The sequence below is a fragment of the Citrobacter sp. MGH100 genome (genome assembly GCF_001034465.1).
GTDB lineage: Bacteria > Pseudomonadota > Gammaproteobacteria > Enterobacterales > Enterobacteriaceae > Citrobacter > Citrobacter youngae.
The window spans coordinates 32205-45022 of record NZ_KQ089805.1 but is presented as its reverse complement, the minus strand read 5'-3'; the positions used below and the strand labels follow the sequence as shown (position 1 = coordinate 45022).

13 protein-coding genes and 1 pseudogene are annotated in these 12818 nt (G+C 51.0%); 4 read left to right on the top strand and 10 right to left on the bottom strand.

Going from position 1 to position 12818, the window contains the following annotated elements; translation table 11 throughout:
* Positions 1-25: 25 nt before the first annotated feature.
* The 3 genes and pseudogenes from tssD to SK32_RS22960 form a co-directional block, all read right to left on the bottom strand.
* Positions 26-447 (bottom strand): annotated as a pseudogene (gene tssD, locus SK32_RS22965) (type VI secretion system tube protein TssD).
* A gap of 75 nt (positions 448-522) precedes the next feature.
* Positions 523-864, bottom strand: coding sequence for a putative T6SS immunity periplasmic lipoprotein (locus SK32_RS26785; protein ID WP_180963306.1), 342 nt, complete (start codon positions 862-864; stop codon positions 523-525).
* Positions 861-1412 carry an eCIS core domain-containing protein gene (locus SK32_RS22960; RefSeq protein ID WP_048213994.1) on the bottom strand — a complete coding sequence of 184 codons (552 nt, stop codon included), beginning with the start codon at positions 1410-1412 and terminating at the stop codon, positions 861-863. Before SK32_RS22960 ends, SK32_RS26785 begins: the two co-directional genes overlap by 4 nt.
* A 175-nt stretch (positions 1413-1587) precedes the next feature.
* Between SK32_RS22960 and SK32_RS26625 the strand changes: the two genes are divergently transcribed.
* Positions 1588-1713, top strand: coding sequence for a hypothetical protein (locus SK32_RS26625; protein WP_255562811.1), 126 nt, complete (start codon positions 1588-1590; stop codon positions 1711-1713).
* A 272-nt stretch (positions 1714-1985) separates the two neighbouring features.
* Here the strand turns inward: SK32_RS26625 and menA are convergent, their stop codons facing one another.
* From menA to priA, 6 genes are all read right to left on the bottom strand, one after another.
* Positions 1986-2915, bottom strand: a complete 930-nt coding sequence (menA, locus tag SK32_RS22955) for a 1,4-dihydroxy-2-naphthoate polyprenyltransferase (RefSeq protein WP_048213993.1) — start codon at positions 2913-2915, stop codon at positions 1986-1988.
* Between the two features lie 67 nt (positions 2916-2982).
* Positions 2983-4314 carry an ATP-dependent protease ATPase subunit HslU gene (gene hslU / locus SK32_RS22950; protein ID WP_003028803.1) on the bottom strand — a complete coding sequence of 444 codons (1332 nt, stop codon included), beginning with the start codon at positions 4312-4314 and terminating at the stop codon, positions 2983-2985.
* Positions 4315-4323: 9 nt separating this feature from the next.
* Positions 4324-4854, bottom strand: coding sequence for an ATP-dependent protease subunit HslV (gene hslV, locus SK32_RS22945; protein WP_003028805.1), 531 nt, complete (start codon positions 4852-4854; stop codon positions 4324-4326).
* Between the two features lie 92 nt (positions 4855-4946).
* Entirely contained in the window at positions 4947-5921 is a 975-nt protein-coding gene (ftsN, locus tag SK32_RS22940) for a cell division protein FtsN (RefSeq protein ID WP_075551463.1), read from the bottom strand.
* Between the two features lie 93 nt (positions 5922-6014).
* On the bottom strand, positions 6015-7040 hold the full coding sequence (gene cytR, locus SK32_RS22935; RefSeq protein WP_003825179.1) for a DNA-binding transcriptional regulator CytR: 1026 nt from the start codon (positions 7038-7040) through the stop codon (positions 6015-6017).
* A gap of 156 nt (positions 7041-7196) precedes the next feature.
* Positions 7197-9395, bottom strand: coding sequence for a primosomal protein N' (gene priA, locus SK32_RS22930; RefSeq protein ID WP_048213991.1), 2199 nt, complete (start codon positions 9393-9395; stop codon positions 7197-7199).
* Between the two features lie 204 nt (positions 9396-9599).
* Here priA and rpmE point away from each other — a divergent pair, with 204 nt between their 5' ends.
* The 3 genes from rpmE (at position 9600) to SK32_RS22915 (ending at position 12347) form a co-directional block, all read left to right on the top strand.
* Entirely contained in the window at positions 9600-9812 is a 213-nt protein-coding gene (rpmE, locus tag SK32_RS22925) for a 50S ribosomal protein L31 (RefSeq protein ID WP_003028810.1), read from the top strand.
* Between the two features lie 340 nt (positions 9813-10152).
* On the top strand, positions 10153-10833 hold the full coding sequence (locus SK32_RS22920) for an oligogalacturonate-specific porin KdgM family protein (RefSeq protein ID WP_048213990.1): 681 nt from the start codon (positions 10153-10155) through the stop codon (positions 10831-10833).
* Positions 10834-10922: 89 nt separating this feature from the next.
* On the top strand, positions 10923-12347 hold the full coding sequence (locus SK32_RS22915; RefSeq protein WP_048213989.1) for an MFS transporter: 1425 nt from the start codon (positions 10923-10925) through the stop codon (positions 12345-12347).
* A 59-nt stretch (positions 12348-12406) separates the two neighbouring features.
* On the opposite strand, the gene metJ is transcribed toward SK32_RS22915, so the two are convergent.
* Positions 12407-12724 carry a met regulon transcriptional regulator MetJ gene (gene metJ, locus SK32_RS22910; RefSeq protein ID WP_048213988.1) on the bottom strand — a complete coding sequence of 106 codons (318 nt, stop codon included), beginning with the start codon at positions 12722-12724 and terminating at the stop codon, positions 12407-12409.
* Positions 12725-12818: the final 94 nt, after the last annotated feature.

Below are 12818 nucleotides of genomic sequence, written 5' to 3'. Positions count from 1 at the left end.
CAACAGATCTGCCTGCCAATTCGATTTACCTCTGCTGCTGGTTGTAACCAACCGGGTGGCTCCAGTCATCGTCGTATTTGATATTCCCTTCGATATAAAACCACTCAATGCCTGAGTAGGTGATGGCGATATTTTCCATCATGCCTGGAGTGTGGGAACCCGGCATATAAGCATGAGCAGCATTGACGGACATGATTACGATGTTGTTAAGCGTAATTCGGTAAATCTCATATTCGATACCCGCCTCGTTGATGTCGTAATAGTGGATTACTGCCTTTTGCAGACTGCAACCGCAAAATATGGTGAGGTCTTATCAATCTCTTTGTGCAGGGTAAAAGCGTTGTGTTCGCGCGACCCCATCAGCTTACCAGTGTTGCGGCATGTGTTTTGGTACACACCGTAACTGCTGTTCATGATTTCAACTGCACCCTCACGGCCCAGCGCCATGCAACTGCCTTTGATCAGTTGTCCATTTTCATCATAAATATACATATAAGCTGGTAATGACATTTATAGATCTCCTTATTTTGTGCTTAATATTTGCCCGTTTCTGTCGATGAAAAAGTTGTAACGGTAATTCTTTCCGTTCAATGTGTATGAAGCCGCATAGATATAGCCCGGCGTTATCGGTATTTTTAAGCACGTTTCAGGGTAGGAGAGAGCTACATGCGAATTTTCCGCCAATGTCTTGTATTCATTTCCCTGCTCAGAATAAACGCCGTATCGGCTCAGAACGTCCGATTTATTAACAGAGAAGCAAAGCGAATTATTTATAATAGGGAAACTACGCCATGGGGGAACGCTATCACCAGCGCCACACCCAGCCAGCGCAAAAAAGGCAGGAATGAGAAAGTAGCGTTTCAATGCGGGAACCTCCCTAACACTTTCTCATAGCGGGATATGAGGCTAAGGACAGGTTCAGATGGATCGTAATCCTTGAGGCGATACAAATCAGAGCGGTTGCCGAATCCATATGTTTTAAGCAGCCAATAATCAGTCACCATTGCAGCCTGCTGCTCTAAGCCGTAATCCAAGAGTATGGCCTTATCCAACGTGTAATAGTAATCAACTGCCCAAGAGAACAGGCCCCGCATCCTTACCATCATCCCGCGCTGATGCTGCCAGACGTGCATCATTTCATGTAAAAAAAGATGCTGCCCACCAACGCGATCGTTATTAACATGCGGCTGTGAAAAGTCAGGCTCATAAGTACCTTCCTGAAAGTACAATTCGCCGTTGGGCGTCATGGCGTAGTTGTTCTTTTGGAGGTTGAAAGGTAGATAGCTGCTGCGGTGGATCCAGACTTCGTTATAGCGGATGGTGAAAGCGTAGAGGGTACGGGCCAAGTTAATCTCACCAAGCGTTAACAGCCGTAACCCGCCCCGGTCTATATCGTTCATTTCCCTTATCATTGGAGGCATCATCCATTGGTAAAAATACCTTAATACGCCTTAAAGTAAATTTTTTCCTGTTAAAAAATGCGGGAAATATTCGAAATTGTCACAAACTGCGGCTACGCCGCTTCTACCGTTAAGCCCCTGGTTTAGGGAGCAACCGTACGAGTTCGTACGCTAAGAACGTAACCTTATGAATTTAAATCTACAACGTCGTGGCGTTGTCGGTCAGGTTTACGTTGATTTGATTAACGGGTTTATTAACACCATTAATGCCGGAAACCGCACGGATACTGGCATTAATGGAAAAAGTAAATAAAACCCTCATTTTCTTTACTCGCCCAATCTGCTTAAAAAATGTACTTAGAGTACGCTCTCGTACGGGTGGGCTTCAGACCCCGTGATCGGTTAAGTAAGCTGGGAAACGCTGGTTTTAGTACTTATAGGTCACGGTGTTTACCGTTCGTTGGTATCTCCGAGGTATCCCCGGAAAATATAAAAAACATGAAAAAACCTCGCGACCCTCTATTGTAAGGGTTGCGAGGCGTTATGCGATTCTAAAAATTGAAATTATTAATTGATATTTGTCAGTTAAAGAGACCACTGACTTAAGAAAATTCCAACAACAAACAGCAGGTTAGTCAACAGTGCCGCTTTTACGGTGCGTTCCAGCATCGGGCGCATTGCCGCTGGATCCATCTCACGCATCACGTATCGCGCCTGTTTAATCAGCAGCGGAGCGGCGAGGATAAACAGCCATCCCCACAGGCTTTGCAGTGAAAACAGGTTAAACAGCGCCAGGCAGACCAGCGTCCCCATCAGCAGACAGGCGTGGTAGCGGCGGGCATTGACGGCGCCTAAACGCACCACCAGCGTGTTCTTGCCGTTCTCTCTGTCGCTGTTGATATCGCGCAGGTTGTTGACGTTGAGCACGGCAGTTGCCAGCAGGCCGCAGGCGGTAGCAGGCAGAATGAGCGCCGGAATCAACGTATGCGCCTGCAGATACCAGCTTCCCATCACGCTCAGCCAGCCGAAGAACACCAGCACGGAAATATCACCGAGGCCGATGTAGCCGTAAGGGCGATTACCTACGGTGTAAGTGATCGCGGCGATAATCGACAGGCCGCCGAGAATCAGGAAGCCGACAAAATCCGCCAGCGTGTGACAGGCCACCGCCACCAGCGCCAGACCGGACAGGCAGATTAAGACCACGGTGACAATCAGCGCACGCTTCATCTCCTGCTGGGTAATAACGCCTTTTTGCATGCCACGCAGCGGTCCGATGCGGTCGGGCTTGTCGCTGCCTTTGACGGCATCGCCATAGTCGTTCGCGAGATTGGACAGGATTTGCAGCAGTCCTGCAGTAATCAATGCTAGCAGAGCGACCAGCGGATCAAAGAACCCTTGCCACCATGCTAATGCCGTACCGACGATGATCGCCGCGAAGGCGAGCGGTAAGGTCTTAGGTCGTAAACTTTCCAGCCAGGCTTGTGAGCGGCTAATTTGTTGTTGTTCAGTCATATTTAGCGCCAATAAAAATGGGGCTTTATCAGCCCCATCAACAGTGATGAAAATGCATTGAACGCGATTATAGGATAAAACGGCTCAGATCTTCATCTGCGACCAGCGCATCCAGATGTTTGCTCACATATTCGGCATCAATTGTGATGCTTTGACCGTTCAAATCGCTCGCATCATAGGAAATATCTTCCATCAGACGCTCAAGAACGGTATGCAGGCGACGCGCACCGATGTTTTCGGTGGTTTCGTTAACCTGCCAGGCCGCTTCGGCAATGCGTTTAATACCCGATTCGGTGAAGTTGATGTCCACACCTTCAGTCGCCATCAGCGCTTTGTACTGCACGGTGATGGAGGCATTCGGTTCGGTAAGGATACGCTCAAAATCGCTGGTGGTCAGCGCCTGAAGTTCAACACGAATCGGCAGACGACCCTGCAGTTCCGGGATCAGGTCGGACGGTTTCGCCACCTGGAATGCGCCAGAGGCGATAAACAGGATGTGATCGGTTTTCACCATACCGTGTTTGGTAGAGACGGTGCAGCCTTCAACCAGCGGCAGCAGGTCGCGCTGTACGCCTTCACGGGAAACATCCGGACCGGAGGATTCGCCGCGCTTACAGATTTTGTCGATTTCGTCGATAAACACGATCCCGTGCTGTTCAACGGCGTCGATAGCTTCCTGTTTAAGCTCTTCCGGATTGACCAGTTTGGCCGCTTCTTCTTCAATCAGCAGCTTCATTGCGTCTTTGATTTTCAGCTTACGCGGTTTTTGCTTCTGACCGCCCAGGTTCTGGAACATGGACTGCAGCTGGCTGGTCATCTCTTCCATTCCCGGAGGCGCCATAATTTCAACGCCCATCGGTGCGGCCGCGAGATCGATTTCGATCTCTTTATCATCCAGCTGGCCTTCACGCAGTTTTTTACGGAACGCCTGACGCGCTGCAGAAGGTTCCTGCGGCTGCTCTGACTGTCCCCAGTTATTTTTAGCCGGTGGGATCAGCACGTCGAGAATGCGCTCTTCCGCCATCTCTTCTGCGCGGAAGCGGTTTTTCTCGATTGCCTGAACGCGAACCATCTTAATGGCAGCATCGGTCAGATCGCGGATGATCGAGTCAACTTCTTTACCTACATAGCCAACTTCGGTGAATTTCGTTGCTTCAACTTTGATGAACGGCGCGTTGGCTAGTTTTGCCAGGCGACGGGCGATTTCGGTTTTACCGACGCCGGTCGGGCCAATCATCAGAATGTTTTTCGGTGTGACTTCATGGCGCAGTTCTTCGTTGAGCTGCATGCGGCGCCAGCGGTTACGCAGGGCAATCGCCACGGAACGCTTAGCGTTATCCTGGCCGATGATGTGTTTGTTCAGTTCGCTGACAATTTCGCGTGGGGTCATTTCAGACATGGGGGATCCTTACGCTTTGGAGTTCAATTCTTCGATGGTATGGAAGTGGTTGGTATAAATGCAGATATCCCCTGCAATATCCAACGCTTTCTCAGCAATTTCGCGTGCGCCAAGCTCGGTGTTTTCCAGCAGAGCGCGTGCTGCAGCCTGGGCGTAGGGACCGCCGGAGCCGATGGCAATCAGATCGTTTTCTGGCTGAATGACGTCACCGTTACCGGTGATGATGAGCGATGCTGTTTCATCTGCAACGGCCAGCAACGCTTCGAGTTTGCGCAGCATACGGTCGGTACGCCAGTCTTTAGCCAGCTCAACGGCGGCCTTAACCAGGTGACCCTGGTGCATTTCCAGTTTACGTTCAAACAGTTCAAACAGCGTGAATGCATCCGCAGTCCCGCCCGCAAAGCCCGCAATGACTTTGTCGTTGTACAGACGGCGGACTTTTTTCACGTTGCCTTTCATTACGGTGTTACCCAGTGTGGCCTGACCATCACCGGCGATTACCACATGGCCGTTACGGCGTACGCTTACTATTGTTGTCACGAGCAGACCCCTTGGTTACAAATGCAGAATACAGGCCCCGCACAGTTGTACGGGGCGTAATGCAAGTATAGATGGGGGAGATTTTGGGGGTTTCAACCCCCAGTGGCGAGTCGAATGCAGTTTGTGTGGCCGGCAACTTTCAGGCGGCTGATGGTATTGTCGGCATTTTCCTTGCCTTTCACCGGGCCAATCACCACGCGATTCCAGCCGTTGTTGGTGGTAATGCGGGAGTTGAAGCCTTCAAAAGCCAGCTGCGCCCGCACGGTTTCTGCTTGCTCTGCGCCTTTAAATGACCCGCACTGCACCATCCAGCGGCGTTCGTCTTTTTTCTCCGCCGTCTGTTTTGGCGGCTGCGTTTCATTCGTTATTGGCGCGGCCGGCTGCGTTTTCGGCTGCGCGGCGGTGGTGTGCGCAGGCGTCTGCAACAGATCCTGATACGGCTGCTGGGCCACTGGTTTTGGCTGCGCTTTCGGCTGTTGTACCGGTGCGGCTTGTGCCGTACGCGTTTGTGGCTGCTGGTAAGGCTGTTCCGTCGCCCGTGGGCGCGGCTGCTGAGCCTGCTGCTGCGTGTTGGCCCATTGCTGTTGCTGCACCTGGCGTTGGCGCTGCAGCGTTTGCTGGCGCTGTTCAGGCGTTTGTTCGTTCCACGGTACTTCGTTGAGCTGTGTCGGCTGTTGACGCATATCAGCCTGCATTTGCGCCAGCAACTGGCGCTGCTCATTGGTCAACTGATCGGCGTTAAGCACTTCGCCACCCGCAGAGGGTTCGGTAGGCGCACGCACGCCAGGCTGACGGCTTTCCAGCTCTTTTATATAGCGCCAGCGTTCTTCCGGTTTAGGCGGGATGCCATTACCGGTGACTTTCTGGCTTTGCAGCGTCTCGGACTCTTCTTTCTTGTGATGCGTAATGAAGTACAGACCACCGATAAAGGTCACGAGTACGGCTGCAGCAATAGCGACCATCGCGGGGGATACCGCTGGCGTACTGCGTTGCTTTTTCCGTGATGTGCTCTTTTTGCGCCGCGAAGGTGCCGGTTGGCCGCGACGTACATAATCTCGTTGTGCCACTATCGTTTCGCTGTATTTATTCGTTCGTCAGCCCGCCATGTTACTTAAGCGACGGGCCTTTGACCAGACAGGGGAGTCCGAAAGCACTTTACTTTACGTCAGTGCCCGGGTAGTACCCCGAATAATTAGCTCGCAGTCCAGTAAACGTGAGCCACTGCTGACGCTCTGCCCTTGTAATTGATCGAGCAGTAACAGCATAGCTTCACGTCCGATATCGAAACGCGGTTGTGCGACGGTTGTCAGGGGTGGATCACAAAATTCCGTCAGTGAAATATTATCGAAGCCAATGATAGATAAATCATCCGGTACTTTTAAGCCCTGACGTTTGGCGTAAGAGAGTGCGCCAAGCGCCATCACATCGCTGTGACAAAAGACCGCGGTCGGAGGTTGCGGTAGCTCAAGCAGCTGTTTTAACGCGTTGGCGCCCGCTTCATAGGTGAAATCACCGCGCGCGATGAAGTGTGGATCGACGGTAATTCCACTGCGGCGTAGTGCCTGAACATAGCCTTGCAGGCGGTAGTGGCACAGCGGCATATCCTCTGGCCCGGCAATACAACCAATGCGCTTATGCCCCAGTTCCAGCAGATAATTCATCGCGTTAAAGGCGGCAGTGAGGTTATCAATGTGCACGGTGGGCAGTTCCAGCTCTGGCGCGAACTCGTTGGACATGACCATCGGCGGCAAGTTGCGTTGCTCTTCCACGCTGGCATCAAACGGCAGGCGCGAGCTGAGCAGCACCATGCCATCGATCTGCTTGGTGATTATGAGATTGAGGAAGGTCTTTTCCTGCTGGTTCTGGTGCGCGCAATCGCCGATCAGCACCAGATATCCCTGTTCTGCGGCGGTCACTTCTATGCCGCGAATCACTTCGCTAAAAAAGGGATCGCAGATATCCGGCACAATCACCAGAATGGTACGTGACTCATTACGCTTAACATTGCGTCCCATTGATTGGGGTAAATATCCCACTTCCAGCGCGGCCTGCTCAACCTTGTTACGGGTTGACTGTGAGACTTTGTCCGGGTTCATTAATGCGCGGGATACGGTTGCCGTTGAGACTTTCGCCTTCAGAGCAACATCTTTCATCGTAGCGGCGGCAACCTGCTTATTCGGTTTCACTCTTTCTCCTCGCCAGAGGGCTGCTGGCACAGACTCGTCCCTGGGTAACCTTCATCTGAAACATTTTTATCAGATAGTTAATGGAAGCGGTTACAGAATTTTCATAAAAAGTGTGATGGATGTTTAATTTTACGATCCGCCTCGCATCATGAGGCATTATCCCTCGATGGGATCGACATCCAGCACCCATTTAACCTTACGTGCATCGGGTAACGTATTGATCAGCGCCAGCGTGCCGCTGATGATATGTTGCAGGCGAATTCTCGACGGGTGCTGCAACAAAATTTGCCAGCGATAGCGACCGCCGCGTTTGGGCGCCAGGGCGGGAACCGGGCCGAGCACCCACAGCTTGTCATCAGACAGCGGACTGGCCTGAATCAGATTTCGTAACTGCTGTAAGAACATTGGCGCATGCTGGTTATTATGATCTTCTGCCCGCACGATCACATGGCTGGTCCACGGTGGAAGCTGGAGCGTTTGTCGCTCGGCCAGCGCCTGTTCGGCAAACGCGTCATAACCTTTATACAGCAAGGTTTGTAGCAACGGATGTTCAGGATGGTGCGTTTGCAGCACTACTTCGCCTTGTTTCCCGGCGCGCCCAGCTCGTCCGGAAACCTGGGTATAAAGTTGGGCGAAACGTTCAGCCGAACGGAAATCGGCAGAGAATAGCGCCCCGTCAACATCCAGCAGTGCAACCAGCGTGACATCCGGAAAGTGGTGGCCTTTGGCCAGCATTTGTGTGCCGATAAGAATGCGAGCGCCGCCGCGATGCACTTCCGCCAGATGCTGCTCCAGCGAGCCTTTACGGCTGGTTGTGTCGCGATCGATGCGTGAAATCGGCACACCGGGGAAAAACGGTGCCAGAGCCTGCTCAAGCTGTTCGGTGCCAAGTCCAACCGGAACCATATGCGTCGAGCCGCAGGAAGGACACTGACGCGGTATTGGGCGCTGGCTGTCGCAGTGGTGGCAGCGTAAATGGTGCTGTGCCTGATGCAGGGTATAGTAGTGATCGCAGCGCGGGCATTCGGCAATCCAGCCGCAGTCGTGGCACAGCAGCGCAGGGGCAAAACCCCGGCGGTTCAAAAACAGAATTACCTGGTTATCTGCTTGCAGATGCTGACGCATGCGGGTGATAAGCGCAGGGGCGAGTCCGGCCTGCACCTGCTGACCTTTGAGATCCAGCACGTGCTGAGTGGCTGGGCGTGCGTTTCCGGCGCGTCGCGTCAGGCGCAGCATGCGGTATTTGTTCTGCCGCACGTTGCACAACGTTTCCAGCGCCGGGGTGGCTGAGCCGAGAATAATCGGGATCTGCTCACTGTGGGCGCGATAAACCGCGAGATCGCGCGCGTGATAGCGCCAGCCTTCCTGCTGTTTATAAGAGCTGTCGTGCTCTTCGTCGATGACAATCACGCCCAGATTTTTAAACGGCGTAAACAGCGAGGAGCGCGTACCGATAACTATCGCCGCTTCGCCATTCTTTGCTTTCAGCCAGGCTGAAAGACGTTCACTGTCATTTAAAGCCGAGTGCAGAACTTCGACCGGCGCATTGAAGCGTTCGCGAAAACGGGCAATAGTTTGCGGCGTCAGGCCAATCTCCGGCACCATTACCAGCGCCTGTTTGCCCTGGGCAAGGACATTTTCCAGTACGCTTAGATAGACCTCTGTTTTGCCCGACCCTGTCACGCCCGCTAATAGCCAGGCGCTAAAGCTGTCCGACGCGCTATGAATCGCGCCAACAGCGGTGGCTTGCTCGGTATTCAGCCGCAGACGCTCACCGGAAACGGCGTAGTGCGTACGCCAGTCGCTAAAGCCTGGCGTTTCATTCGCCAGGGAGCACAGACCTTTTTTCCGCAACGCCTGTAATGCGGCGTCATTAAATTCCAGTTCAGCGACCTGGTCGCGCCATATTTTTCCCTGGCGTAGCGCAGCCAGCGCCTGCTGCTGCTTGGGAGAACGCTTCAGGCTGTTGAGGTCAATAACCTGGCCTTCTTCAGTGGCAAACCAGTACCACATGGGCGCGTTAGTCGCCGGGCGTCCCTGGCGCAGCAGAATTGGCAGGGCATGAAACAGTACGTCGCCGATAGGATGGTGATAATAATCCGCCGCCCACAACAGCAGACGCCAGACAGAGGTCGAGTAGACCGGTTCGCTGTCCAGCACTTCGAGAACGGCTTTCAATTCGCTCCGCGGCAGTTCACTGTGCTCGCTGACGGAAAGGACGATACCCACGCGCTCCTGCTGCTTGCCAAAAGGCACGCGTACACGACACCCGGCTTTGGCGCTCATGCCTTCCGGCAGGAGGTAGTCAAAGGTACGAGGTAGCGGAACGGGTAAGGCAACGTGCGCAACGGGCATTGAATCATCCTGACTTGAAATCTGGCGGGTTAGTATACACATTAGTGGAGGGTAGAATGCGGATCAGTTTGCATGAGCAGGTTAATTTCTGTATGATTCGCCGCCTTTGATACAAATTTGTATCACTGACCTATACTATTAACATCGCGTGGTGTCTGGCGTTAGGGCTGGAAGAGCGACGCGGCCTTAAACCGAGGTTTTCCCATGAAAAAAGATATTCACCCGAAATACGAAGAAATTACTGCAAACTGCTCTTGCGGTAACGTCATTAAAATCCGCTCTACTGTCGGTCACGATCTGAACCTCGACGTGTGCAGCAAGTGCCACCCGTTCTATACTGGCAAGCAGCGTGATGTTGCTACCGGTGGCCGTGTTGATCGCTTCAACAAGCGTTTCAGCATCCCGGGCAGCAAATAAGTTCCTGCTGTCAGAAAAAAGCGCCTTATGGCGCTTTTTTTGTATCTGTACTTGATAATAAAACATACATTGATGTATTGAATGATGTTTCACTTTTAATAAATGAAACAGTGTTTTTATTTTTTAAGATAAAATATTCGCACTAGTGATCTTCGTCATTTTTATCTTCTGTTCTTTGCCACTCATGCCAATTCCTGGCAAAATCTCAAAGGTTTATCCCCTCTTTCTAAAATACACTTTCGCGGAAATATAAAATTATTCTTACGACTCTATTGCTTTCCTGTTTATAGCCCGGAATGTGATGGTGAATTTTCTTTATTTAGTGTGAAAAGGGATTGTCATGAACTTTAAATCTACCTTGTTACTTATTCCATTATTATCTGCGGCCGCGCAGGCGGGTTATGTTGATTACCGCCATGAATATTATGATGACGGGCGAAATTACGATCGTGTTTATATGTCTCATCGTTTTGCTACAGGTTTTGGTGTAGCGGTAGAGGCCATTTCACGTTCTGAAGATACGCAATCGAACGATGCGTGGAATAATATGGAAAGTAACGGTAACGAGTATACGGCAAGTTACCAGTTTACCTGGCGGGATCTCATCTGGCAGCCAGGTATTGCGATCGAAACGGGCGATAACATCACGATTTATAAACCTTATATCCGCGTGCAGTACAACATCAACGACAGCTGGTGGACCGCGTTCCGCTATCGTCAGGAGTACATGCGCAGAAACACTGACGGCAAAGATGACCGCATGGTCTATCGTCCGGAAGCCTGGCTTGGTTATAACGTCAATAACTGGATGTTTGAGCTAAACGGCATTTATAAAATTGCCGATAGCGAAGATTTATATAACAACCGGAAAGATGATTATGAATATAACTTCCGTGTCGCTTATAAAATAGATTCCTGGGTTCCATTTATTGAAATTGGTAATGTTTCTTCGGGTTATGACACCACCACGACTGACGATCGCCAGACCCGCTATCGTGTCGGCCTCGGTTATAACTTCTGATTGTTAATACTCTGCGTATTCGTTTATTACGTTGAACACCAGGATATACGCATAGTTTGCGTGAATAATATGTCTAAGGAGTTGACATCATGTCTAATGATGGAACAGTGAGTGGAAGCAATCAAGATATTGTCGTCAGACCTTTCGGATTCAGGGATAAAATTGGTTATTTGTGTGGTGACCTGGGAACCTGTTTTATTCTTGGGTTAGTAAATAGTTTTTTAATGATTTATTACACTAACGTCCTCGGCATTTCAGGAGTTATTGTCGGCTCGCTCTATTTTGTGACTAAGCTCTTTGATGCGTTTGTCGATGTTGGTGTAGGGCGCTTATGCGATACCTCTAAATTGACGGTACATGGACGATTTAATCCGTGGGTGCGCCGTATGAAGTACCCGTTCTGCATCATTGCGGTGGTCCTGTTCCTGCCGTTTGTGAATGATTTTTCTTATACGGCGAAAATTATCTATATCTGCTGTTCCTATTTTGTTTACGGTTCACTGTTATCGACAGTCAGCATTCCATATGGCGCCATGTCTGCGGCGATTAGCTCGAACCCGGAAGATCGGGTGTCACTGTCAACCTGGCGCAGCGTGGGTTCCGCCATCGGCGGTGGAGCAACCGGCTTTTTTATCCCGATTCTGATGTACACCACCCTGGTGGACGGAAGTCAGGTGATTTCCGGGCAACATTTTTTCTGGATTGCTATTGGTTGTGCCGTACTGGGCTTTATCTTTTTAACGTTGACCTGTCAGTTAACAACAGAACGTGTGCGCGTGGAGCGAAAAGAGAGTATGCCCGTATCGGTGCTGCTGAAGGGATTGTTACGCAATAAAGCACTGATCGTTTTAGTTGTGGTGGATCTGCTGATTGTGATTAACCAGGGGTTGTCAGGTACCAACATGACTTACCTGTTTAATGACTACTTCCACAACAAAGAGGCCATGTCCGTGGCGTTGCTATTTACCTTCGGCTCTCTGGTTTTGCTGGCACCCTCGGCATCCTGGCTGACGAAGCGGTTTGGCAAAAAAGAGGCCAGCGTCGGCGCATTGCTCTTTGCGGTGGCGATGTATCTGATTATGTACTTCATCCATATTACGGACGCGAAAGTCTATTTGGTTTTCCTGTTCCTGGCGACGCTGGGGGCAGGGCTATTCAACCTGATGATTTGGGCGTTTATGACCGATGTTTGTGATTATCATCAGTATGTCACCGGCGATCGTGAGGATGGTACGGTTTACGGTGTGAACTTCTTTGCCCGCAAGGTGGGTCAGGCGTGTGCAGGGGCGATTGGTGGCTTTATGCTGGCCATCATTGGTTATCAATCTTCGTCAACGGGCGGTGCAGTGCAAACCAGCATTGTGCAGGAAAATATTTATACGATGGCAAATCTCTTGCCGGCTTTGTGCCTGTTTTTGGCGGCGGTTATTCTGATTTATTGCTATCCATTGAACCGCAGAGAAACGCTCAAAATGGAAGAAACATTGAATAAAATCAATGGTATTAGAAAATAACGTTGTGAGAAACGGCGGGGTTATCCCGCCTTTTCTCTTTTTTTCTAACCGTCAGCCGATCAGTACTCCCACGTCTCCGGGTCGATCCCCAGTTCACGCATGATGATCTTCGCCTCTTCCGGGATCTCATCACTGCGTTCTTTGCGCAGATCCTCGTCGTTTGGCAACGGTTGTCCGGTAAAGGCGTGCAGAAACGCTTCACACAGCAGTTCGCTGTTGGTGGCGTGACGCAGGTTATTCACCTGACGACGCGTGCGTTCATCGGTAAGGATTTTTAACACCTTCAGAGGAATGGAAACCGTAATTTTTTTGACTTGCTCACTCTTCTTACCGTGCTCAGCGTATGGGCTGATATATTCGCCGCTCCATTCAGCCATGAGATACCTAATCCTCTTTGTCATTAATATTGAGGCCAGAACCTGAGCCCGGACCATAATTGCGCGTAGTTTATCGTAGTGGCGCGGCCCTGAC

Coding starts and splice junctions, on each gene's coding strand:
- SK32_RS26625 (WP_255562811.1), top strand. CDS start 1,588: ATGAATTTAAATCTACAACGTCGTGGCGTTGTCGGTCAGGTTTACGTT.
- SK32_RS22915 (WP_048213989.1), top strand. CDS start 10,923: ATGTCTAATGATGGAACAGTGAGTGGAAGCAATCAAGATATTGTCGTC.
- menA (WP_048213993.1), bottom strand. CDS start 2,915: ATGACTGAACAACAACAAATTAGCCGCTCACAAGCCTGGCTGGAAAGT.
- SK32_RS22920 (WP_048213990.1), top strand. CDS start 10,153: ATGAACTTTAAATCTACCTTGTTACTTATTCCATTATTATCTGCGGCC.
- rpmE (WP_003028810.1), top strand. CDS start 9,600: ATGAAAAAAGATATTCACCCGAAATACGAAGAAATTACTGCAAACTGC.
- priA (WP_048213991.1), bottom strand. CDS start 9,395: ATGCCCGTTGCGCACGTTGCCTTACCCGTTCCGCTACCTCGTACCTTT.
- metJ (WP_048213988.1), bottom strand. CDS start 12,724: ATGGCTGAATGGAGCGGCGAATATATCAGCCCATACGCTGAGCACGGT.
- SK32_RS22960 (WP_048213994.1), bottom strand. CDS start 1,412: ATGATAAGGGAAATGAACGATATAGACCGGGGCGGGTTACGGCTGTTA.
- hslU (WP_003028803.1), bottom strand. CDS start 4,314: ATGTCTGAAATGACCCCACGCGAAATTGTCAGCGAACTGAACAAACAC.